Source organism: Neobacillus sp. DHD-1R, from assembly GCF_057747995.1.
The window spans coordinates 469,178-493,962 of sequence record NZ_CM173232.1 but is presented as its reverse complement, the minus strand read 5'-3'; the positions used below and the strand labels follow the sequence as shown (position 1 = coordinate 493,962).

Annotated in this window: 19 protein-coding genes and 2 pseudogenes; 3 read left to right on the top strand and 18 right to left on the bottom strand. The window is 38.7% G+C overall.

The annotated features are described in order from the left end of the window. Positions 1 to 11: 11 nt before the first annotated feature. The 4 genes from AC3ANL_RS02360 to AC3ANL_RS02345 form a co-directional block, all read right to left on the bottom strand. On the bottom strand, positions 12 to 998 hold the full coding sequence (locus tag AC3ANL_RS02360; protein ID WP_488327683.1) for an ABC transporter permease: 987 nt from the start codon (positions 996 to 998) through the stop codon (positions 12 to 14). Continuing rightward, positions 995 to 2,491 carry a sugar ABC transporter ATP-binding protein gene (locus AC3ANL_RS02355; protein WP_488327682.1) on the bottom strand — a complete coding sequence of 499 codons (1,497 nt, stop codon included), beginning with the start codon at positions 2,489 to 2,491 and terminating at the stop codon, positions 995 to 997. Before AC3ANL_RS02355 ends, AC3ANL_RS02360 begins: the two co-directional genes overlap by 4 nt. Positions 2,492 to 2,564: 73 nt before the next feature. Then, positions 2,565 to 3,509 (bottom strand): ABC transporter substrate-binding protein, encoded by a 945-nt coding sequence (locus AC3ANL_RS02350; protein WP_488327681.1) that lies wholly within the window; start codon positions 3,507 to 3,509, stop codon positions 2,565 to 2,567. Positions 3,510 to 3,896: 387 nt separating this feature from the next. Continuing rightward, positions 3,897 to 4,493 (bottom strand): ANTAR domain-containing response regulator, encoded by a 597-nt coding sequence (locus tag AC3ANL_RS02345; protein ID WP_488327680.1) that lies wholly within the window; start codon positions 4,491 to 4,493, stop codon positions 3,897 to 3,899. A 293-nt stretch (positions 4,494 to 4,786) separates the two neighbouring features. Here AC3ANL_RS02345 and AC3ANL_RS02340 point away from each other — a divergent pair, with 293 nt between their 5' ends. After that, a complete protein-coding gene (locus tag AC3ANL_RS02340; protein WP_488327679.1) occupies positions 4,787 to 6,694 on the top strand; it encodes a histidine kinase dimerization/phosphoacceptor domain -containing protein in 1,908 nt (635 codons plus the stop codon). Between the two features lie 218 nt (positions 6,695 to 6,912). Next, on the top strand, positions 6,913 to 7,074 hold the full coding sequence (locus AC3ANL_RS02335) for a DUF7674 family protein (RefSeq protein ID WP_488327678.1): 162 nt from the start codon (positions 6,913 to 6,915) through the stop codon (positions 7,072 to 7,074). 1,211 nt (positions 7,075 to 8,285) lie between these two features. Here AC3ANL_RS02335 and AC3ANL_RS02330 read toward each other — a convergent pair. The 13 genes and pseudogenes from AC3ANL_RS02330 to AC3ANL_RS02270 form a co-directional block, all read right to left on the bottom strand. After that, entirely contained in the window at positions 8,286 to 8,552 is a 267-nt protein-coding gene (locus AC3ANL_RS02330; RefSeq protein ID WP_488327677.1) for a hypothetical protein, read from the bottom strand. 407 nt (positions 8,553 to 8,959) lie between these two features. Continuing rightward, a complete protein-coding gene (gene pdxA, locus AC3ANL_RS02325) occupies positions 8,960 to 9,970 on the bottom strand; it encodes a 4-hydroxythreonine-4-phosphate dehydrogenase PdxA (protein WP_488327676.1) in 1,011 nt (336 codons plus the stop codon). A 1-nt stretch (position 9,971) separates the two neighbouring features. Beyond that, on the bottom strand, positions 9,972 to 11,267 hold the full coding sequence (locus AC3ANL_RS02320; protein ID WP_488327675.1) for a four-carbon acid sugar kinase family protein: 1,296 nt from the start codon (positions 11,265 to 11,267) through the stop codon (positions 9,972 to 9,974). Positions 11,268 to 11,368: 101 nt separating this feature from the next. Continuing rightward, positions 11,369 to 12,526: a UxaA family hydrolase gene (locus AC3ANL_RS02315; protein WP_488327674.1), complete on the bottom strand. Its 1,158-nt coding sequence runs from the start codon at positions 12,524 to 12,526 to the stop codon at positions 11,369 to 11,371. Then, on the bottom strand, positions 12,523 to 12,837 hold the full coding sequence (locus tag AC3ANL_RS02310; protein WP_488327673.1) for a UxaA family hydrolase: 315 nt from the start codon (positions 12,835 to 12,837) through the stop codon (positions 12,523 to 12,525). Before AC3ANL_RS02310 ends, AC3ANL_RS02315 begins: the two co-directional genes overlap by 4 nt. Before the next feature lie 21 nt (positions 12,838 to 12,858). Then, the gene (locus AC3ANL_RS02305; RefSeq protein ID WP_488327672.1) at positions 12,859 to 13,983 is read right to left on the bottom strand and encodes a UxaA family hydrolase; all 1,125 of its coding nucleotides are present in this window, start codon (positions 13,981 to 13,983) and stop codon (positions 12,859 to 12,861) included. Between the two features lie 45 nt (positions 13,984 to 14,028). After that, positions 14,029 to 15,159: a 2-keto-3-deoxygluconate permease gene (locus AC3ANL_RS02300; RefSeq protein WP_488327671.1), complete on the bottom strand. Its 1,131-nt coding sequence runs from the start codon at positions 15,157 to 15,159 to the stop codon at positions 14,029 to 14,031. Between the two features lie 240 nt (positions 15,160 to 15,399). After that, complete coding sequence (locus tag AC3ANL_RS02295; RefSeq protein WP_488327670.1) at positions 15,400 to 16,359, bottom strand: fumarylacetoacetate hydrolase family protein; 960 nt, start codon at positions 16,357 to 16,359, stop codon at positions 15,400 to 15,402. A 35-nt stretch (positions 16,360 to 16,394) separates the two neighbouring features. Continuing rightward, entirely contained in the window at positions 16,395 to 17,345 is a 951-nt protein-coding gene (locus AC3ANL_RS02290; protein WP_488327669.1) for a U32 family peptidase, read from the bottom strand. 172 nt (positions 17,346 to 17,517) lie between these two features. Beyond that, positions 17,518 to 18,984, bottom strand: coding sequence for an alpha-ketoglutaric semialdehyde dehydrogenase GucD (gene gucD, locus AC3ANL_RS02285; protein ID WP_488327668.1), 1,467 nt, complete (start codon positions 18,982 to 18,984; stop codon positions 17,518 to 17,520). Positions 18,985 to 19,100: 116 nt separating this feature from the next. Further along, positions 19,101 to 19,883, bottom strand: a complete 783-nt coding sequence (locus AC3ANL_RS02280) for an IclR family transcriptional regulator (protein WP_488327667.1) — start codon at positions 19,881 to 19,883, stop codon at positions 19,101 to 19,103. Positions 19,884 to 20,068: 185 nt separating this feature from the next. Continuing rightward, positions 20,069 to 20,239: pseudogene (locus AC3ANL_RS02275) on the bottom strand (isochorismatase family protein); the annotation flags it as partial. 57 nt (positions 20,240 to 20,296) lie between these two features. Further along, entirely contained in the window at positions 20,297 to 21,496 is a 1,200-nt protein-coding gene (locus tag AC3ANL_RS02270; RefSeq protein WP_488327666.1) for an MFS transporter, read from the bottom strand. A 331-nt stretch (positions 21,497 to 21,827) separates the two neighbouring features. Here AC3ANL_RS02270 and AC3ANL_RS02265 point away from each other — a divergent pair. Beyond that, positions 21,828 to 21,974 (top strand): annotated as a pseudogene (locus AC3ANL_RS02265) (cation:dicarboxylate symporter family transporter); the annotation flags it as partial. Between the two features lie 55 nt (positions 21,975 to 22,029). Here AC3ANL_RS02265 and mprF read toward each other — a convergent pair. Further along, a complete protein-coding gene (gene mprF / locus AC3ANL_RS02260) occupies positions 22,030 to 24,570 on the bottom strand; it encodes a bifunctional lysylphosphatidylglycerol flippase/synthetase MprF (protein WP_488327665.1) in 2,541 nt (846 codons plus the stop codon). Between the last annotated feature and the right edge of the window lie 215 nt (positions 24,571 to 24,785).

The window sequence follows — 24,785 nt, the reverse complement described above, 5'->3', positions numbered from 1 at the left end:
ACAATAGAAGGTTAATCTTTTTGACGAAAACTACTATAATAGATTGCTCCAACGATAATTACACCTTTAAGAACTCTTTGAACATATGGTGATACACCCATTAAGTTTAGTCCATTACTTAAAACACCTAATAATAAGGCACCAAGTATGGTTCCAAATATATGTCCACGGCCTCCAGCAATACTAGTTCCACCTAATACAACTGCGGCGATGGCATCCAACTCATATCCTTCCCCAGCCATTGGTTGTCCTGAAGAAAGTCTTGAGGTCATGATTAAGCCACTAATTGCAGCAGTAATTCCACTTACTAAGTAAACAAATGCTTTAATTCTCTTTACCTTAACACCTGATAATCTAACAGCTTCTTCATTACCACCAATTGCATAAATGTATCTTCCAATTGGTAAATGATTTAAGATGATATAAGCAACAATAAACACTAGAATCATGATAACGGCTGGCATTGGAATAACTCCAAACAAATATCCCTTTCCGATAAAACCATATGCACTAGATACTCCGGATAATGGGTATCCTCCTGTATATAATAGGGCTGCTCCACGTGCTACCTCCATCATCGCTAATGTAACGATGATTGCCGGTATTCTTGCATGGGCAACGAATAAACCACTTATATAACCTAACAAGGCCCCTAAAACAATTCCAATTAAAACGGCTACTATGGCTGGCATTCCCGTGTTGACCATCATACCAACCATAATCGTACCCGTGAATGCCATTACAGAACCAACTGATAAATCGATACCACCTGTTAAAATGACAAAGGTCATACCAACGGCTAAAATCCCGTTAATCGAAACTTGTCTAATAATATTCGAAATGTTTTCACCCGTTAAAAACTGGCCGCTGGCAACACTAAAAAACGCACAGAGTACAAAGAATCCAACTAGTGTTAACATCTCTGGGTACTTAAACATTTCTTTTAAGTTAAATACTTTTCTTTGGTAATTTAATTTTTGGTAATTCACTTCATTCATACATCAACACCACCCGTTGCATAATACATTACTTTTTCAGAAGTAGCTTCACTTCCATCGATTTCCGCCTTTATTTTTCCTTTGTGCATTACTAGAACCCGATCACTCATTCCTAAAATCTCTGGTAATTCTGAAGATATCATAATAATTGAGAGTCCTTTATCTGCTAAGTTTCTCATTAATTTATAAATCTCTTCCTTAGCCCCAATATCAATTCCACGGGTAGGTTCATCAAAAATCAGTATTTTGCAGTCCGTGTTTAACCATTTTGCCAGGACTACCTTTTGTTGATTACCACCACTTAAATTTTTTACCATTTGCCTGCTGCTTGGTGTTTTTATTAATAAGTCTTTAATAGATTGATTAGTAAGGGCATCTTCTTTTTTCTTATTAATAAATCCAAAATTTGTTAGTTCCTTAAAAATTGGTAAACTTATATTATTTTTTATGGTCATATTCAATACGAGCCCTTGGGTCTTTCTACTTTCAGGTATTAGGGCTATGCCATGTTCTAATGCATCCGTAGGGCTTTTTATGTCCACCTTTTGCCGATCGATATACACTTCTCGCTCTTTTGTAGGATCAGCACCTATTAGAGCCCTTACCGTTTCGGTTCTACCAGATCCAACTAGACCGGCAATCCCAATAATTTCACCCTTTTTCAATGAAAATTGAATATCTGTAATATTTTTATTGCTTAACCTTTTCACTTCTAGGAGCATTTCTTCCTTGCCATTTTGGGATGGCTTTTCTGGAAACGCATTTACGATTTCGCGGCCAACCATCATTTTTACAATATCTTGCTTAGTAACGTCCTTTACTACGCTTGTGCCAACCCATTCCCCATCTCGTAAGCAAGTCATTCGGTCACACATTTTTATGATTTCATCTAAATGATGTGATATATATATAATGGTTACACCATCAGCTTTCAATTTCTCAATTAACTCAAATAATTTATCAATTTCTTTTCCAGTTAAACTAGCTGTTGGTTCGTCAAAAATTAATACCTTCGTATCAATGGCAATTGCTTTGGCAATTTCAATAAATTGTTGGTTTGCAACACTTAAATGTGCTACAGGTTTGTTTAGGTCAATATCTGCATTTAACCTTTGCAATATTTCTTCAGCTTCTTTTCTCATCTTTCTTCTGTCTAATAATCCATTGGTCTGCCTTTTCTCACGGCCTAAGAAAATATTATCAACACCGCTCAAATATGGAATTAAACTAAACTCTTGATGAATAATACTTACTCCTAATTGTTGTGCTTGCTTAGGATCTTTAAATGTTACTTCCTTGCCATCTAAACGAATCTTACCTGTAGTAGGGGTATACACACCTGAAAGAATTTTCATTAAAGTTGATTTTCCTGCTCCATTTTCCCCAACTAAAGCATGAATCTCACCACGTCTAATATCAAAACTGACACCTTTTAGTGCTTTAACTCCAGGAAATTCTTTCGTTATATTCTCAATTTCTAATACCTTATCCACCGCAATCACCTTCCCTCTTACATTGATTTAGCAGGGCGCTTTCACAAGATGCTAAAGCGCCCACCTGTAAAGATTACCAGCTAAAGTCTTTTGCGTTTTCTTTTGTTTGTAATTTAACATCAATTGGAACTTCCTTAGGCACTACTTTTGCTCCCCAAAGTTTAGCTAATGCCATACCTAGAGCGATTCTTACTTGGTCCCTTGGAAATTGGGCAGTAGTTGCTTTAAATTCGCCGCCTTTTAAAATGGCTTTAATTGCATCTGGATGTCCATCAACGCTATAAATCCCTACATCTTTACCAGATGCTTCTATTGCACCTAGTGAACCAAGAGCACCTTCATCATTCACACTGAATAATGCATTTAAATCTGGATTAGCTTGTAACATATTTTCTGTAACCTTCATTGCTTCTGCTCTATCCTGTTTGCCGTTTTGAGTGTTAACGATTTCAATTCCAGGATTCTCAGCAATGGCGGCTTTAAATCCTTTTACACGCTCAAGGATTGGTACTACTGGAATACCATCTAAGATAGCAACTTTACCTTTTCCACCTAAATCTTCAGCCATTTTTTTACCTGCTAAATAACCAGCATCATAGTTTTTTGATCCAACAAATGAGTCGATTGGGCCTTCTGCTTGTGCGTCAACCGCTACTACAATCACACCAGCTTTTTTTGCTGCAACAACTGCTGCTTCTGCACCTTTACTATCAGTAGGGTTGATTAATAATATGTCAATTTTCTTTTGAATCATATCGTCAATATCATTAATTTGTTTTGATACATCGTGTTGAGCATCAGCAATAACCACTTCTGCTCCAATTTCTTTTGCAGCTTCTTCAAACGCTTCTTTCATTGAAATAAAGTAAGGGTTATTCATTTCTTGAAATGACATACCGATTTTAATAGTTTTTGCTTTTTTCTCTCCATTACCACTGCTTTGGCTAGAACAACCTGCCGCGATTAACATGATGGATGTTAGTAAAAGTACCAACAACTTTTTGGACAGCTTTTTCATTTTCCTATTCCCCCATATTTTTTAAATTAAAAAGAAATGATTATGTTAAAAAAGATAACCTTGTTAAGACGATTTACAGAAATCATATCACCCCTTTCAAATTAGTAAGTCAGTCATTTGTACACGCTTCCATTTCCAAAAGAAAACAAAAAGGTGCCTTATAAACGCCAGTCCTTATGTTTTCAAATAAAACATAATAACTTACGCAAATAAGGCACCCATAGCCATCATAAATTTTATACCAGCCATAAGTATAAAATTTAAAATATTTAATTTTATCAACTAGTAATTCTATACCAAACATAAGTATAGAAAAATTTGAATCATTTCACTTTTCCAACTATATTTTCATTATAGTTTCACATATTACAAGAGTCAAGCATAAATTCATACCTTTTCAGAATGCAATAGAGAATCTGCCTCAATCAGTTCTTTTGCAACCACCACTAATTTTTTATTTCTATCTCTGCTTAATTTTTGTAGTCGTTTCATAGCTTCTGCTTCTTTTAAATTCATTCTGTCCATTAATATTCCTTTTGCTTTTTCAATATATTTACGTGCTTCCAATGCACTTCTTGTGCTCTTAAGCTCATCCTGCAATTTCTTAAATTCTTCAAGCTTAGATAAACTAATATTGATTGCTATTTTTAAATCCCCAATATCGACCGGCTTTAGTAAATAATAAAGTACACCTTCTTCTGTTGCTCGTTTTATTAGTTTTTCATCATGATAACCACTTACAATAATACTAGGGATATATAATATTTCATTTATCTTTTTAATCGCATCTATACCATCAAGATTTGGCATATTAATATCCATTAAAATGAGATCTGGCTTTTTTTCTATCGCTAATTCCACTGCTTTTAAACCGTCTGTGGCTACACCTATCACTTGATGGCCCAGCTTTTCAATGGATGACTTAATCCCCATTAGAACTAAATATTCATCTTCAGCAAGCAAAATTCGCAATGATTTTATCACAATTCCTCACCCCATTTGATATTTGCAGCATATTCAATATGAAAGCGTTCTCTATTTTTGCCACACTAAAGAAAGTTACCTACTCCCTATATACTGTTTTATAGTAACATTATTTTTAAAAAAATCCATATGCCTCTGTCGAATTTAGACAGAAATTTCATAAATTTCAAAAGAAAAATAGTGATTTATCATTATGCTAAAAAGACTAGATTGGTATTTTGAGTTTGTGGTTGTTCTGAACATAATTTATTATCATATAGAGAATACCAAACTAAATAGTACTAGGATGAATCTTGAAAAATTTTTTAAAATGTTATTTTGCAAAACTATATATAGTGGGCGGTGGGATTTTGTCAAAGTATATTTTTGAATGTAAGCACATAACAAATAGTAGTCCGGACGGATATATAAATAATATTAATTTAAATGTAGGATATTCTGAAATCCATGCATTAATTGTCAAAAACAGCTCTGAACAAAAAGTTTTCATCGAATCCCTAAAGAGTTTACTGGATCATCCAAATGCTCAAGGAGAATTATGGTTTAAGAATCAATTACTTAAAAATAGAAAACATTCTAGATATAAAATTGCCATATTACATCAAAAACCATTATTGATTAACAACTTTTCGGTAGCGGAAAATCTTAATTTTACAAATATACCCACTAGGAGATTCCTACCCTTTATAGACTGGGGCAAAATTAAGAGTCATGCAAGAAGTAATTTGGAAAAACTAGATTTTCAGTTGGATTATAGAACCAAGGTACGAAATTTATCTGATGAAGACAAAAGACTTGTATATATGACTAGCGTATTTTTGCAAAACCCAGAAGTCATTATTATGCACGAACCTATGGAGGGACTGTCAGCTAAAAATGCTACAAAATTATATAATATTATTAAACAATTTAAAGAAGAAGGCAAAAGCATTATCTATATCACGAAACAATGGGAAGATGCTTTAAAGCTCGCTGATCGAATATCTATTCTTTCAAAGGGAACCATTACGGATGAAATGTCAGCTGACATAGCAAAAAGTGATCCACAAAGGTTGTTAAGGAAGATTGAGGATTACAATGTTAAAGAAACCGATAGGTATCATGATAATAATATAAAAGGAGTTCTTGATGCTGTTTTTAAAGCTGCAGAATTTCTCACATCTGAATATGAGCTAAAAGATGTATTATTACTTTTGGCAAAGGAAGTTACTCGTGTAATGAATGCCGATGTTTGTTCAATTAAATTAATAGACGAGTTTACATGGAGTATTATTGACGATTTTGAATTCAAAAATAATAAGGATATAAAAGCTCAATTAACAAAAGAAGCCATTTTAAGAATAGCTAAAGTGAATGACATCTATTATGCAAATCAAAATGATAGAGAATTCAATTCATTATTTGAAAAGGTTCATAGTGTAAAAACAATAATTTGTGTTCCTGTTTTGATTCGATCTCAAGTAACAGGAATCATACAATTATCTTACGAAGACTTTTATGTCTATTCAAAAGAAGAATCTAAATATTTATCAGCTTTAGCACTGCATGCCGCTATTGCTATTGAAGATACAAGATTATTGGGGAGATCTGCCTTATTACAAGAAAGTCATCATCGAATAAAAAATAATCTTCAATCTATTGTAGGACTTATATCATTACAAAAAATGTTTGTAAAAAATTCCCCTGATCTATCAATCGATGATTTATTAGATAGTATTATTAATCGAATAAAAAGTATTGCGTCTGTTCATAATCTCCTTTCAAAAGACAAATTAGGAAGAAGTATTATTAACGTTAAACAGATAATTGAAGCGATTATTAACCTAGTAAATGATGATCCAAGAATTGTGATTCATTTAGATTTAGATGACATTTTCATTCCTTATAACAAGGCAACATCGATTGCACTTGTTATTAATGAATTAGTAATGAATTGTTTTAAACATGCTTTTATAGATGTGAAATCAGGTATTATAAATATTCAGTGTAAACGGTTTAGTGACTATATTTTCCTATCTGTTCTGGATAATGGGCGAGGTTTACCAAAAAATTTTGATATGACAAAACTAGATAGCCTTGGATTATCTATTTTACAAGGAATTGTTTCTAGTGATTTCCAAGGGGAGATGCATTTTAGAAGTGAAAAAGAAAATACAGTCTTTGAAATCAAATTACCAACTGAACGTATTTTTCTACATTAGTAAAAATTTACTGTGTAGTGAATTTAGAAACAAATGATGTTCTGAATTAAATGGTGAATAAAAGAGGTGAATTCATTGAATGTACAGGTTTTAATTGGGTCTTTTCTCAATTGTTTTCCTGAATACTTAACTTTCTATAATGAGCACTTAGAAGATTATGAGAGGGATTTTTTGCCACATGTCTAGAAATTGAAAAAATATTTGCTTTTCTAGAGAAAATGGCAATTCAGGGAAATTTAGATATAAGAGAGGTTTTAATTGTTACCATATTAGAAAGGCTAGGAGATGAGGAAGAATTACTTATGAGAGCTAAGTATTTTATGGGGGAAGAAACTAAGAAATCTTCTGATGAAATTGAAGTGTTTTGGGGTAGAAAATAATTCTGGAGTGAAGAATATCGAAGATTAGTAGGTTATTTTATTTATAATCATAATGTGCCAGGCACCACCTAATTTACAACCTCTACCATCAGGGTGGTTATCAAGGTTTATTGTTTATAAGAACTACCCTTTTGCTTGCGACAGCGTAGGGTGGTTTTCTTGTTTTCTAGTACATTTTGGCGAGAGAAATATGTGCAAAATTGCCTTTAAAATTTCTGGTAAAAAATTTCAAAAAACGTTCCAGATATATCACCTCCTTCTCTAATAAAGGAAAAGAAAATCAACAACCAGCCACCCTCACAATACTTAGTTGAAATTTCATTCTATCACTCTTTAATACTCTGAAAATCAATCATTCTTTGAAAAAAACACCAAGCTGCGGGGCATGACAGGCACCGAAATTAATATCTAAAGAGCAGGCGTATGAAAAAAGTTCAGCGCCTCTCACAGATCCGTGGAATCAAACAAAATGTCGTCGTTCTACTGTCAAACCTCGACCATTCTCCCCATTTTCCCCCTTCAATTAAACGTTTAATTAAACATGCTGCATGCCTTGAAAAATAGGCATTCTCTCCTCTTCACACATGAAAAAGTTGTTGAAAAATGGCGTTAAAATGACAGCCGAAACCCATCTAACTCACATTCCCCACAAAACGATGCATTTTCGACCAAATTCCTTATAAGCTATACTATTCAAACGTTTAATTAAAACAGTGGAAAACACTGCACTAGGGTCATCCGTCCCCACTTGCAAAGAAAAAAATTGTCGTTAATAAATCAACCATTCAGCCGATGATAACCAAACTTTCTACTAAATTTGATAGGATTCTCATCAACTGACACCATTCTAAGAAACTCCCGCCATTTCAACACTACACAAACGTTTGATTAGAACCACCCTTAACAGGCACCAATCCTAAATTTATCCATTAAAATCCATAAAAAGATTGTCGAGAACTGTATCTACCACTTCTTTTACAAAGGAACCTTGGCTAGCTACTGAACAATGCTAGTGCTGGGACCAAACATCAGGCATTGAACATGAAAAAACCGACAGATAACCGCCGGTCCAATCAAAAAATATTAAATTAAAAGCACCCGCATTAAAATAATATCCAGATTAACGCAATCGCCCTTGCAAACCCAACCCGAAAGAATTCCATGGACTTCGTAATGAATACTACAAAAGTCCCTCCAAAACGATTAACCTTTTAATTAAATGCTTTTCTAACAAGATCTTCTAAATCCTTTTCCGTTGGAACTCTTGGGTTACTTCTGACTAGCCGTGAAATACCTAAAGTTTTGTTGGCAATTTCTTTAATGTGATCTTCTTTAATTCCAATTTGCTCAAGTGTTGTCGGTAAGCCAATATCCTTTAAGAGTTGCAGAGTGGCCTCTGAAGCGGCATAAGCAGCATCACTTTTATTCATCTTGTCAGTTTGAATACCAAAAGCCCTAGCAATATTTATCATTTGCATATGGCAATCTTAATTGTTAATCTAAAAAGAATAGTAAAACTATTGGAAACAAACTAGAGGAGAAAATAAGAAAAAACCGACAGATCACCGCCGGTTTAATCAAAAATATTAAATTAAAGGCGAATGTCGAGAACTGTTCCTATTACACTTCCTTATTAAAAAGGAACCTTTGATAGCCATGGAATGAGGCCAATGCTAAAATCGCACTCCAGGCATTGAACGTCAGTCCGATACTCATCTTCACTCGACTCCATTCCATTACTTAACCTTCTTATTCCTGATTTAAAATTCTTTCTTCATACTTCTTTTTTTGTGGTAAGTTACTATTAATAGTTCCAAGGTTTCAGGATCGGATTCCCAATACTTAATCAACCTTTTGATCCCTACTTTGACATTCACTTTTCTAGTCATGATGATTTTTTCGGAGCAAGTTCAACTGCTTGGCGAATGGCTTCCATCATACTCTTTTCTTCAACAATTCCCTTACCAGCAATATCAAACGCTGTTCCGTGATCAACACTTGTTCGAATAATTGGTAAACCTACAGTAATGTTTACACCAGCATCTAGGCCCAATACCTTTACAGGACCGTGGCCTTGATCATGGTACATCGCAACAACGATGTCAAAATCGCCGCGGACCGTTCGGAAAAATAAGGTATCGGCTGGAAGTGGACCCACAACGTTAATTCCCTCTTCTTTTGCCTTATTTACGCCTGGAATAACTTTCTCTTCTTCCTCACCATAACCAAATAAACCATTTTCACCCGCATGCGGATTGATTCCACAAACAGCAATTCTCGGATTTTCAATTCCTGATTTAGTAAGCGTTTCATGAGCTAATTTAATGACACGGTAGACACGCTCTGGATTAATCATTTTAACAGCATCGATAATACCTACATGGGTGGTTACATGAATGACCTTTAAATTAGGGGCCGAAAGCATCATGGAAAACTCACTTGTATCCGTTAAATCGGCCAGAATTTCTGTATGGCCAGGATACTGATGTCCCCCTTTGTGCAAAGCCTCCTTATTCAATGGTGCCGTACAAATGGCATCAATCTTTTTATCCTTCGCCAATTCAATCGATTTTGCTAAGTATTCAAAAGCTGCATGCCCTGCTTCGGGAGACACTTGTCCAATTGGAAGATCTGCACTTAATAAATCAAGATTTAAACAGTATACGGTTCCGCATTTAAACGAGATATTACTAATTTGCTCTTCCGTGATCGTCTCAATCATTAAATCACTGTTTACAAATCCTTTTGCACGATTCAGGATCTTGCTATCACCAATAACAATTGGATTACATAAGTCATATATTTCTTGAGCTTGAAGGCTTTTTAAAATAATTTCTGGCCCAACACCTGCTCCATCCCCCATTGTAATCCCGAGAATAGCTTTTGTATGATTCATGTCAAACATCCTTTCTTGTCATATATTCCAAGGTCCTTACTAGTGAATGGTCATTTCCAAACCCGCCCGCCTTCGTAACCGCCCAAAATTCCGATTTGGCATTGCTCAATTTCCCTAGTGGCAATCCAACGTCCACTTCGGAATACAACTCCATTTGATTCATCTTAAGTTGATTACAAACTGCCTTTGCGGTGTCTCCACCAGTAAGAATCAGCCCATTAATATCCGAGAAGCGATCGACAATTGTTTGGGCAATCACCCCAAGCTCGATAGAAATAGCTTCACTAATTTGTGTATTGCTTAAGGAAAGTTCGGCTTCAAGCTCCTTTGTCGCATTTCGATTATCAATGGAAGCATCTACAAACAAAACAAAGTGCTGATGACTTGATTTCTTATTCAGCCTATCCAGTATATCTTGCATATGATAGGTCTGCTTTACTAAGGTTACTGGATTCATTTCTAAAAGGTAGACATCAGACATGGTCTTTACCATTTCAAGCTGACGTTTTGTAACATTTGACAAACTCGCCGATACGGTCAACGTTTTCGTAATAGCAAGGGGCTCTTCTTGATTTTCCCTCGTCTTTTTCAGTTGCAAGGCATTTGGTAAATATTCAATTAATCCGGCAGACCCAGCCCAAACTGTTTTTTTATTTACCTTTGCAAAAACCTCGGCAATGATCTTCAAGTCATTATCCGTTTTGGCATCACAGATAAACCAGGTTCTCCCTTGTTGAAGATTCTCTAAGATAAAATTCATTATTTTTTCTGTTGGCGAATTCACCAAAGAGTAGTCAATCAGAAAAATTCGATCATCTTCATCTACGTGTTGATTGATTATATCTGGAATAGAGCTATTCTTAACCGGCGTTTTGGGATCCTTTCCGAACTCTGTTTCCGATAGAAGTTGACCGTTCACATATTGATACCCATTAATGGTTTGCCGATTCATTTTTGGATACGCTGGCGCAACAACAATAATTTCCGGATGATGAACAGACACAACCGCTGCCAATTCTGCTGCAACATTTCCTCTTAAGGTAGAATCGACTTTTTTATAAACCTGTTCATACCCTTGTTCCAAAAACATCGAGCTGGCTTTGTAGATAGTTTCATAAGCTGCTTTTTCACTTATCGCACGACTATCGGTATCAATAATCGCTACATCGTCCGTAACTTGTAAAGTTAGCTCCTTAAAATCAAGGAAAACCGTGGAAGAAATCCCAATTTTGGATAACTGCACACCTGCATCGTTTGCTCCTGTTAGATCATCCGCAATAATGTAAAATCGTTGCATAATTTAAAACTCCTTTACTCCTACAAGATGTTAAATTCCCACCAAAAAGGCGTACATACTGAACATAATGTACGCCAATTTGAGAACCGTCCCTAGGATTCTTATCTCGTTTCTGCCAATCGCCAAATCGCGAATTCCTGATTTTTATGTCTTTCAGCCGCCGTCAACTCTCCGCCTGCCGTTTCCATGATTAGGTCATAGATTTCTTGGCCAATTTCCTCAATTGTATTGATACCTTGAATAATTTTTCCGGCATTCACATCAATATGCTCGGACATAATTTCATAGAGTCGCGGATTGGTTCCCACTTTAATCACTGGGACAATGGGCGAGCCTGTCGGCGAGCCCTTCCCGGTGGAGAACAAGACAATTTGCGCCCCACCTGCAGCCAGACCGGCAACAGATTCCACATCATAACCCGGTGTGTCCATAAAGACAAACCCTTTTTCCGTCGGCCTTTGTGCATAGGCGATCACTTCCATTAACGTCGAATTTCCGCCCTTTTTAATGCATCCAAGCGATTTCTCCTCGAGGGTCGTTAACCCGCCTGCCATATTACCCGGCGTTGGATTCGCCGAGCGGATATCTTCACCTGTGTCACGGATTCGTTCTTCGTATTCCTGAACAATTTTTAAAAAGGCTTCCCCAACCGCCGGACTGACGGCCCGTTTGGCCAAAATATGCTCCGCCCCGATGGCTTCAGTTGTCTCCGCTAAAATACTGGTACCGCCGTCACGTACAACCGTATCCGAGCAGGCCCCAATCGCCGGATTGGCAGTGATTCCGGACCATGCATCCGATCCACCGCATTCAAGCCCAATTATCAATTCAGTTACATCGGCCATTACCTTTTCTTCGGCGCGGCTCCGTTCGACTGCGTTTTCGAGCCATTGCTTTCCTTCCTTCAGAATATCCGTAATGCTTTTATCCTTTTGAAAAATAATCGCATGGACATAGAAGCCCTCTTCCTTTAAGCTTTCAACAATTTCCTCAGCGGGATCGTCATCGCCCATTCCTAAAAGAAGAGCCGCACTCACATTCGGATGGCCTGCCGTACCTTTCAACGTTCGGATTGTCTGTTCTAAATCCTCCGGATATTGGGCTTTTCCTGCCTGATGGGCAACAGGAATGACCCCTGGAACCAATTGGGCCATTTTTTTCGTGAAACTGGCTAATTCGCCAACCGTATTCATCACAATGACATGATTCCGAACCCCTATACTTCCATTCGCCCGCCGGTATCCTTGGAAAGTTTTCATGGTAAGTGAACCTCCTTTCGCGTGCTTAATCGTTCCTCTTCCTTCAATCCACGGACATTGAGGACATGAACATGGAAACCAGGCTGAATCTCTTCTGTAGCAATGCCCATACATTCGCCATACTTAAGGATTTTTCCATCCTTAGGGATAACTACCGTCGCAATTTTATGACCATAAGGGATCGCCTTCCTAACCTCTACGGTTTCATCGCTCCCTTGAATAGAAAGCCATTCACCCTCATTTATATTCCTAAGTGCCACGGCTACGTTATCATTCTCATTAAGCTTCAGTGCATTGTATTTTGGACTCATTTCATTCCCACCATCCTTTGTTTAAAAAGTCGTACCGACATGAGGTATAGAAAACTCACCAAGTTCAAGTTGTTCCAGGCATGTTTTTTGACCAGAACAAATCTCAAGGAGTTCCGAGATCACCGCTTCCACTTGAAGGGAAACAGGCTCCGATGTAACGGTGTAGTCAATTAACTCTTCAAATGCTTCATTTGGACGCTGCGGGGCAATCGTCATGCAAGGCAGTGCCAGCGATCCAGTCAACACCCCTCGACTGCTGACAATCAACACAAGACTGCATCCGCTCGAAGCCATATTCGATAAGGCCTCCACAATATTGCTTGGAACCGCTATCAAATGAAGCCCCTTTTCAGCAGGAACTTCGCTATAACCGAGCACACTTTTGATCGTTTGGGTACCCGTCATCCCCGCTTCAAGACGAGCAAGTCTTTGTTCTGGTTCTGAAAAAGAATCATGGCTAAGCGATCCGTTGCTGACCTCCTTCCAGCGCCGCCGCTGCAATCCCTCGCCGGCCCGCTTCAGGCGATTGCTCACCTTTTCGGTATCAGAACGCTGTGATAATAAGTGACCGGCCGGTTCTAAAGTTTGAGAAAGACCAAACAGGACATTGGCTCCCTTCTCCACTAAACGGTCCACCACCCCGCTAATCACCGGAGCCGCTTTTTGGAGGGAGACTTCATCTAAATCAACCGGTAAAATGCCAACCGACAGTGAGGAGATAGGCAGACGCTCCCGCTTTTGACTTGCTGCTTCCTGTGACCACTTTCCGGCTATTTCCACTCCTCTATTGATCGTGTTTTCGCCTCCTGCAAGCTGCTGAATCCCGATACCTTTTACCGGCTTGGATTTTGGAATACTCTCAAGCAAGCCGCTGATTTGGTTCGTTTCGCAGCCTAATCCGACGAGCAGTGAGGCATAAAGATTGGGATTATCCGCGACACCGGCTACCATATTTTTCGTTAATTTAAAGTCGTCTCCGAGCTGCGCACAGCCATTGCCATGAACAAATGGAACCGCACCAGGAACCTTTTCGGCAATTTCCCGAGCCACCACACTGGAACATACTACAGAACAAATCACCCCAATGTGATTCCTGATCCCTGCCATCCCATCATTTCGTTTGTACCCATTAAAAGAATAGTCCAACGTTATCGCTCCCTTCAGTTTTAGCACATAAATTTTAAATATAAATTAACCGATATTCCCTTCGATACTGGTTTCCCCCCCGGATGTTCGCACCTCATCATGGAACTCTACTTTTCCATCAATGCCGCGTTTCCTTTGATATTTATCTGCCAAGATAACCGCAATCGGAACGAGAAAGGCCGTCGTAATCGTTGATATGGAAATTTGTGCCGATGCTATTTCCACTAGGCCATGATATACTTCTGCATCAGCAGCAGACATTAACCCTGAACTGCTGGCAACTGTTGCAGCCGCTGCAATCGCTGCAGGTGTGGCCACTGCATTTCCGGCCGTAGAAGCTTCCGCCCAGGGGGCAATAATACTTTTCTCACGGAACAGCTTGAAGGTAAGTGCCATCATACCGCCTGAAATTAGAACAGTCATTATGGCAAGAACCACACCAGCTCCTACTACCTCTGGGTTAAAGAAGCTTGCCAGGTTCATACCGGCCCCTAAAGCAAAGGCAAAGAATGGAATAACCAACGTTTCTCCAGCCGCTAAAAATTTGCGGATTTCCTTATCCATATTTCCTAATAACATACCAATTAAAATCGGCAGCAGGACAGCAATAAAGGCAATAAGCGGGAAGTTGGCACCCATCATGCCTAGCGCCATCAAGGTAAAAAACGGCCCATCATTCAGGGAAAGAATAGCAGTTGCTCCGACATCCGAACGATTTCCATATTGTCCCGTCAACGCCGCAAACATTCCCCCATTTCCGTTTGTCATCGCAGCAATAATCGCCATCGTCGATAAACCAAGGAAGCCATGAACCGGGTCGGACAGCATCCCCCAAATCATCCCGATGGCAAACCCGGCTAAATACTTAGATGTTGTTAATAACACACCTTTCTTAAGTGCTTTTCCGCCCACGCGGAGATTCATCTGGCTCCCGGCGCAAAACAAGAATAAGGCACATAGGGTGGCAGCGCCATCCTTAAATAACGCCTGTGTAAAACCTCCGATTTTCATAAACTCATAGTTTCCAGCCTCGTTAGGGGCCACCCCCAGTGATTTGAGGAGGTCCATAATAAAGGAAAGATGGAGCTGATCAACCGTATTAAACAAGGCACCTGCTAATAAAGGGACAACCATGAGACCGCCGGGAACTCTATCAATCGTTTTTTTAATGTTCATTCTATCACTCTCCTATTTATATTTATCGATTTGAAAAAGCAGAGATTGTAACCGTTTACATAAAATTTCTGTTAATTCTAAGAAGAGAGTGGAGGCTGACCCGTAAGTAGGTTTACCTCACAACTAAATCAATAGCTTAAAGGATTTTAAAAAATCTTTCCATAGCTTGGGGCCTAACAGTTTGCTTCTGTGTCAGCTAGGTAAGGTAGTGTTAGCTTTATAGTATATATCTAGAAGAATTTACAAAGAGGATAAAAGAGTCTTGTCTGATGTATGTTGGATGTTATTGGAATCCTTTTTAACATGATTAGTCAGCGTGCCAATTTTTTCAATGGAAATGGATAACATATCCCCTTCCTTCAACCAAACTTGTGGATTTCTGCCCATTCCTACTCCTGGAGGCGTCCCAGTAGCAATCACATCACCGGGTTTTAACGTCATGCTCTGAGATAAGTAGGAAATGATGGTTGGAATAGTAAAAATTAAATTCAGTGTATTGGATTGCTGCATCAATTCATCATTTAACGTCAGCGAAATGTCCAGCTGATGTGGATCTCCGACTTCCTCTTTGGTGACAATCACCGGTCCCATCGGTGCAAAGGTATCTGCCGACTTGCCACGGGACCATTGAACGTCAGCAAATTGAAGATCTCTGGCACTAACATCATTCATAATTGTGTAACCAAACACATAGTCCTCCGCTTCCGCTTCTGAAACACACTTTGCCTCTTTTCCAATCACAATCGCAAGTTCTGCTTCATAATCGACTTGCTGGGAATTGATAGGTAGTACAATCGCATCCTTATCGCCAATAATGGTATTGGCATACTTTGAAAAAATTACCGGTGATGCCGGCGGCTCCATGTTGGTTTCTTTACAATGGTCTAAGTAGTTTAAACCGACGCAAATGATTTTTTCCGGCTGCGAGACAGGGGCCAATACCTCTATATCGGTCAAGGAGCCTATTGAAAGTTCCAGTTTTTCCGAATCATTCTCATAACAAGTAAGAAGTGCCTCTATATACGGAAGTAAGGTTTCACTTAGTTCAATTAACTGTTTCATTTCATTAGGGATTTTATAGTCTTGTGAGAGCTGTGCCTTGTAACGTGTATTCAAATCTCCTACATCTAAAACTTGATCTCCTGCTGCAATAACGCCAAGCTGTGGCCCGGATTTACTACGATACGTCACAAACTTCATCTTCAATTCCTCCTAGTAAAATTTTAAGATATCCATTATACATTAGCTGTTGCAGAGACAATCTTCGGAATTCCCAATCCTTCAGCACCTAGTTTGGATGTTTTGGCCTCAGGATAATATCGTTCAATCATTTGGACGCCCAGCGCCGCACGGCGAACACGTTCTTTCACCAGCGAAATGTTGGTACTCTCCCATTGTTTGCCGGATGGGTATACATCCGGATGATTGCGCAAGCCAAATTTAATATACACCGGTGCCAATACACGAATAATTTCCGGAATTTCATAGTAGCGGAGGAAACCGCCCAAATTATCCGGCACTTCTACATATAAATCAATCGGGATATCGATCGATTGCCGGATAGCAGCCAGCTTATGCAGCGTCAAGGCTGTAGGAACATTATACGTTCCGGCTCCGAGGTCCTGCATTAACCTTACGGACACAGGATTTGCGGCACCCATTTGAACCGATACCTTAACCACAAAGTCCTCAGGCAGCTGGCCCTGTTTTTTCATTTCCTTTGTCAACAGCAAGAGGCCTTCATCCGCCACTAGTGCACCCCTCAGTCCAAGTTTAGCGCCTCGTTTTAAATCCTCCATGGCATAAACAAGCTGGTCTGCTCCCTCGTGGCGCAAGGCAATCGATTTCCCTCCGTCCGTCAGCGGCTGGGCACTAATATCCCACGTGCCCCTCGGTCCCACAAACAAACTGAGTTCCATTCCTCTTTCAGCGGTCAGTCGGCACATTTCCAAAATTTCATCGTCTGTTTGGAGCATAATTCCACTTCCCTGTGACACCCGGTGAATCGTTAAACCATAGCGGTCGATTTCCTCTAACATCTCTCTTAATGCCACTGGTCCTTCTACACTTGGAAGTTCAATGCGGTACTGCGCCCCATCTGGAAAGGTTTTGGTGGAAGTAGGCAGCTCCCTTAAATCGGTTGATGGATAACCAAGCTTTTCTAAAAATTCTCTGGATTCTCTCACTTTTTGTCCCCTCTTTCTCGCAATTCAATAGTGAAGCGCTTTCTTTTTTAATCTATTAAATACTAAGAGATTTCTATCTATTTTCATAATGGATATGATAGAAACCCTTAGTCTAAAACTCCCAAAATGATGTCAGCAGAGCTCCACTGGAACCACTAAGTTTGTCATTTTCTTACCCTTTAATAAATATGGTTTTAATGGCAGTGAAAAATTCTTTTGCCGCCTCTCCTTGTTCCCGGGAGCCAGTGCTGGATGATTTCATCCCGCCAAATGGCGCCTGCAGCTCTACTCCTGCGCTTTCCGCATTAATTCGTACAAGGCCTGCTTCTATTTCATCAATAAATTCAAGCAGGGAAGCAATATTAGTTGTAAAAATGGATGCGCTCAATCCATATTTCGTATCGTTGGCAATCTCAATCGCCTCTTGTAAATCAGCTGCTTTAGTGAGAGCTACTACAGGACCAAAAATTTCCTCTTGGGCAATGACCATATCAGGCTTTACATGATCAAAAATGGCAGGTGAAACATAAAACCCTTGATTATATTCACTGCCGGTCAACGTTTCTCCACCGTAAATAAGCGAAGCGCCTTCTGCTTTTCCCTTTTCAATATAGCTTCGTACCGTATTGAATTGGCTTTCACTGGCACATGGCCCCATCCATATTCCTTCTTTTAAACCATTACCGACCGTAATTTTCTTTGTTGCCTCTATTAACTTCTCTTTAAAGTTTTCGTAAACGACCTCTTCGACAATCACCCGGCTCGAGGCGGTACATTTTTGACCGGTGGAACGGAATCCCCCGCTAATCACGGCTTCAACGGCAGCATCTAAATCGGCATCTTTTGCCACGATAACAGGGTTTTTACCCCCCATCTCCAGTTGGAATTTAATCCCGCGCTCCGCCGCTGACTTGGCCACCCCTGCACCTACAGACTCCGATCCAGTAAAGGTAATGGCGTTTAGGAGTGGATGATCAATCAAGCCCTGGCCGATGACGGACCCGGAACCTGTAATGAAATTCATCACACCAGCTGGCAGGCCTGCTTTGACAAAGCATTCGACAACCTTTGCTGCCGTTACAGCCGCCTCTGTTGCCGGTTTGAACACGACGGTATTTCCAAATATAAGCGCGGGTGCAATTTTCCAGATTGGAATGGCTACAGGGAAATTCCAAGGAGTGATTACGCCAACCACTCCAAGCGGAGCCCTCTTCGTGAACATTAATGCCTCCGAATCAGAAGACGGAATTACCTCACCATCCTTCCGCATGCCTTCCCCTGCATAATAGCGGAGTATGGCTACACCGCGAGCGGTTTCGCCTTTGGCTTCCGGAAGGGTTTTACCCATTTCCCTTGTTAATGTTTCCGCGATCTCATCCAAATTCTCTTCTAAAATATTGGCTGCCTTAAATAAAAGCTGACCCCGGGCAGCCTGCCCCAGTTTGCGCCAGTTTTTTTTCGCCTGATGGGCGGCAAGAACCGCTTTATCAAGGTCCTCAACGGTAGAATTTTGCACAAAGCCGACGATTTCTTCTTTGTTTGCCGGATTAATACTGGGGATGACTTTCTCAGATGCTGATTCCTGCCATTCATTGTTAATAAAGTTTTTAAACGTTTTAACATTTGTGTCGATTAGCATTAAAGTCCCACTCCCTTTGGAATATTGTATTTGGATCTTTGCTTTATATCTGCCGGCTTAACCAGTTTGAAAATGAATCTGGTTTTTGGCCTTGACTTGGACTCAGCTGTTTAGAACTATTTATTTGGTTCTTTGCTTTTGTCGCCGGCATAGCCGGCAAGCTGTGATAAGCGGCTTGCTAACTGGATGATTTCCTCCCTTGCCGCCTCTCTTTTTTGTTCCCAGCTATTGGTCATCATCGTAAAACTGACACTAGCAATCATTTTATTTTCAAAGTTATATACTGGGGCTGCTACACAGTGAAATCCTAAAGAAGCCTCCTGATTCTCGATAGCATAACCATTTTTTTTCGCCACTTTCAGGTCCTCATAAAGCGTATCAATATCTGAGATCGTAAACTCTGTCTTTTTCTTCAATGGTTCCTGAAAAATTTCTTCCAGTTTTTCTTTAGAGAATTTGGTTAATTGCATTTTTCCTATTGCAGAGGCATAGGCAGGAAAACGCATTCCGGGATCTGTAACCAAGCGGACGCGTGAATCCCCTTCCATTTTTCCTAAATAAATGACGTCTCCCTCTTCTAAAATGCCTAATTGAATATGTTCATTTATTTTATTAACCGAACGAGCTGCCTCCTTATAGAAAGACTGGACAATATTAAACTGTTGAAAATAAGCTGCACCAATCCCCGCCAAGGCAGGACCTAAAGAGTAAGTATCACCATCCTCTTTGGTGACCCACTTTAATGTTTCCAACGTATTCAGCAGAGAAAATAGAGAGCTTTTATTCATTTCCAGTCTTTTTGACAACTCAATCAACCGCAGCTGATTAGGAAACTCTCCAATAAGCCTCAAAACCTTATCGGCCCGCTCAATAGCCGGAACCCAATACTTTTCCTTCATAACCTGTCACTTCATTTCTAATGGTTTATTATAGTAAACCAAGTTTTAAATATTAAACCACTAAAATCAGTGTATCACACTAATGTGAATTTTCAAATAATTTTTTAGAAAAAAAAACAAAAGACTGGGAACTGTCCCCAGGCTACAATAACAAAAAGACTATCTCGTTTTTTAGAAAGTAGTATATGATTTATGATTTGTGTTTCACTTAAAACATCATTTCCCCTTGTTGAATGCCCATCAGCGACTAATGTCACATCCTGACCATTAATAGTTGCTGTTCTGACCGCACTATCTATGCAGTGTTTTGTTTCACATCCCATCATAACAACATGCTCAATCCGTTGATATTTTAATTACTTAGAAGACCCGTTCCATCATGGTTTATCCGATCGTATGCTAGTATGTTTCGTTCAGGATGATTTTTTCTTATTAGCTTCTAATATTACCGTTTTCTTGCTCCCAATTAGATACAATAACAAAATAATAATCATTAAAGCTGAAGAATAAGTATAAGTCAAGCCGTACCCAACATTTTTTGCTAAGAACCCGAGACCTACTGATCCAATGGCCAAACCAAAATCGATAAAAATAAGAAGCATAGAATTGGCTGTTGCTTTTTTCTCGGGAGGAACAAGAGTTAATGCCCAAGCTTGAATAATTGGATGGATGATGGCATAAGCGATTCCGAATAATGCCCCTGAAACCCAAACCATCACCATACTAGTAGAAAAGCCTAATAAGATCAACCCTACAGTCCCTGAAATGGCCGCCGGTATAATAAGGATTCTGTGACCGAATTTATCGAAAATTTTACCAGAGAATACACGAACGATCACCATTGCAATCCCTTGTGCGATAAAAAACTGTGAAATCCTTCCGCCAACATTGATCTCTTTACCAAACGCCCCCATAAAGTTGACAATTCCTGCAATTGCCATATAATTTAACGCTACCAAAATACTTGGAAGAAGGACACGCTTATCGAACATGTACTTATAAAAAGGTTCTTTATTTTTCGACTGTGGATTTTCCTTTTCTTTTTTAACCGTATTTTTTGTGAAAAAACTGCACACTATTGAAAAAGTCATAAGTCCGAGAGTTAATATCATCATGGAACGGAATGAATAATTTGCAAGATAAGAAATAGCGATTAGTGGTCCAAGTGTTGTCCCAACGCTTGTAGACATTGCGAAAAAAACAATGCCCTCACCTAACCGAGATTTAGGAACAATATTACTTGATATCGTAAAGACTAGAGTCGTAAGCATACAAAATCCAATACCTTGTAGTGCTCTAATGACTATTAAAAATCCGACGGAGTCGTTTACCAAAGTAAGACCGATTGTGCCCAAAAAATAAAGGAGGGAAATAATGAGGAGCAATTTCATATTAACTTTTTGGATAATTACACTTGCAAAGAAGCGCGTAATTAGTGATGCTAACATTAAAGTCGTGGTCATGATTCCTGCAATCGCAGGATTATCACTAATGGTTGATACAAAAATGGGGAAACCTGCTGTAATCATATAAAAAGAAGCGAACATTACTAAAGACAATAATACAATAATTAAATATTGGTTTGTCCATAGTTTAACTTTTTCTTTAGCCATGGTATAAGACCGCCTTTCAAGGCTATTTCTAAAATTTATACGAGAAAATTGCTTTTTTAATCATGACAAATTTATTCTCTCCTTATTTTTAAAAAATATTTAGAGTTGTTTTCAATAGGTTGTTTTTGCAATGTTTGTTGTTTTTGAACAAATTATAGCCTTTGATTCGGACACAGTTGCTATAAAATACCCCAAGCCTGTCCGAATGAGCCTTTAAGTAGGAAAATAGCAACAAAAGTTACGAAAAGAGCCTTTCAATAAAAGCAATTAATAATAAAAATACCTTCGTAGATGGTACACCTTAATAAAATATTAAATTCGGGGTTGTTTGGGACTCGCCTTCATTGCGGGGATTGACCGGATTCTGGATATGGCGCGCACTTGTGTAAACATTGTCGGAAACTCCTTGGCATCTATTATGATTACAAAGTGGGAAGGTCATAGCCTTGATGAGGATCGTGGACAAAAAGCAGCTTAACAACACGAAATAGGACAACTTGTGAAAGATTGGCTCGAAAAAAGCCAATCTTTCTTTACGTTCCTTTTTTTCTTTTCTTTCCAATCAATAAAGTGATTTGTCCCATCGTGATGGGCAATGAGCTCTTTTTTCGATAAGCTAAATATTTAGGGAGCCACATATCGGCATATTTATCTTTGAATTTTCTTAAACCTTGAAACGAATAGAAAAATTGCCCATGCAAAAATATTTGCGATGCAACCTTTTCACCTAAAAACGAATATTTTGACAGCCCCACATTTGATAAAGGCGCCATTCCAATATTAAAGTATTGATATCCATGTTCTTTTGCCCATTCAAATAATGATAGAAAAACAAAGTCCATCGTTCCGTTTGGCGCATCCTTTTCAAAGCGCATCAAGTCCAACGAAATGGTTTGGTTTTGATCATAAACCGGCATTATGCTGACAAATCCAAGAATCTCTGTTCCGTTTGCTCTAACAACGGCTATTTCCGCTTTATTGAGGTAAGCCTCATCAAAAAAACCGAGGGAAAACCCTTTTTCCGTTCTTCCTTGAAGCCATTCATCAGATATATCCTTAAGTTCCTTCAAGAATTCCACATGAAAGGGAGGGTTTACCATCTCAAATTGATAATTTTCCCTTTCAAACTTATTTTTTACTGCCCGAGCTCCTTTCATTTTTTTGCCACTAAATGAAAAGCTGACTAAATCAACATACCCCTCCTCGCCGAGCTTGAAAAAATCATAACCGTTTTCATGCAGATAAGGCAGCATTTTCTCACTGACCTCGTAAAAAACTGGGGTATACCCATGAAGGTCCGCTGTGTCGCGAAATTCTTCTATGGCAAGTGGCAATTCATCATGGTCTCCTACAGGGTCACCAAGGACCACAAGTTTGTCCGCATATACTCGATAGGCAAACATGACGTTGTCTTTTTTATTCCAATAAATATATTTATCATGTAAAAAAATTAAATGGGTTAGAACCGTTCCATTATAATGATCCAAATGGTTCATGATTTTCTCTTCCTGGGTAATGGATGTTTGCAATTCCCATTTTTTATTCCGTCGAATCAAATAGCCGATGAAAAAAAGGAGCATTGCTATTAACAAGCCGATGAATGCGCTATTAAATAAATCACGATAGTCTTTTATCAGATAGGGTGAAAGCTTGGGACTCACCTTAATTTCAGTGGAAGGCAAATTGAGATAGCCGATTAATATAAACATAAAGGTAATAACGACAAACATACCGATATCAAAAATAGTTTTGCCCCAGCTTAAAACAAAGCGATCTCTGTAAAATCGCTTTTTAGAAGCTCTCAAAAGTACGACAACAATTAAAATATAAATTGCCTCCTCATAATCAAACCCCTTTAAGAAGGTGAATAAGGCCGCAAAAATTAAAACGACCATCGTTAGGTGATAGGCACGCTTCTCTTTATATTGAATACCACGGGATAACCCGAGCAGGATAAAACCAGTTGCTACGGAGAGCTGATGCGAGATATTCATAATCGGAAAGGATAAAAATTCTTGAGCGATCTTTAGCCTTCCGATAATACCTGGGACGGCTGCTGAAAGAAGCAAAACAAGTCCTGACAGAAAGACCAAGAAGGTTAATAGTATATGGCTAATCCTTACCAGGATGGCATCAGGAACATGATTCCACGATTGATTCCACTTGTTCCAAAAATCCTTAATGAATAAAACTACCCCCACTAAAAATGGAAGAATAAAATAGCCGATCCGATAAAATAGCAGAAGAACCACGACTTGCTCTTTTGGAACACCTAAAACATGCATACCCCAAATAAAAACTAGGTCAAAGGATCCTAAACCGCCGGGAATCATACTAATAATTCCGGCGCATGAAGCAATGATAAAAACGGGTAAAAGCCCGGCAGAATCAATTGGGATTTTTAACATTATGCATAATAACCAAATAGCAACGAAAATGGCCATCCATTCAAGTAATGAAACGATAATTAGTTTGAGCCCCATATCAAGCTTGATCGTTAAATCTGCTTGTTTTTTTCGTTGAATAAAATAGATGGTGATAAAAACCGGCAGATACAAACTTACCGCTGCCACTGCCCAAAAAAGCCATTTTTTATCATGAAAAAGAGGGGTGTTTCGAAAACCGACAAGAACGACCCAGGTAAGCAAAGAGATCCCCGTGAGATAAAACAATGAAACAGAGGCAATTTTCTTCACCAGTATCTTTTTGTCTGCTTCAGCTTCATGATAGAAATAGGTTCTAAGTGTAGCGCCGATAAGACCTCCAAAGCCAATTAAGTTTGAAAAGGTATTCGCAATAAAAGACTTTTTCGCCAGCTCTCTTACCGGTATTTTAACGCCTAATATTTTTGCTAAAAATACATCATAGAAAAACATTGGGAAAATGGCACAAAAGGTAATGAGAAAAATCAAGACCATCTTAGCCAAATGTAATTGACTTACTTCATGGCGGAACAACTGAATATTCATGTTTCCAGTGAACTTTTTTATTTCATATCCTGCGAGAACTAATAAAATCATCGGAAATAGAATTTTTAAGTATAAAAAGAGCTTTTTTTTAGATATCTGTTTCAAAAATCCTTCACCTAATTTCTCCTTGATCGCCAGGAATAGACAAATCCAATCAAAATAAGAATCTAATTTGTATTTTGTATCGAAAGTAGACAAATATTCCTAAGAAACTCGGTTAGGGGATTTTTTATATTGGCCCAATGGTTTTATATAAAGATCAGAATTGTAGAAAAAAGCTAAATGATTTATACCTCTTTTTCCGAGGATAATGCATTAGA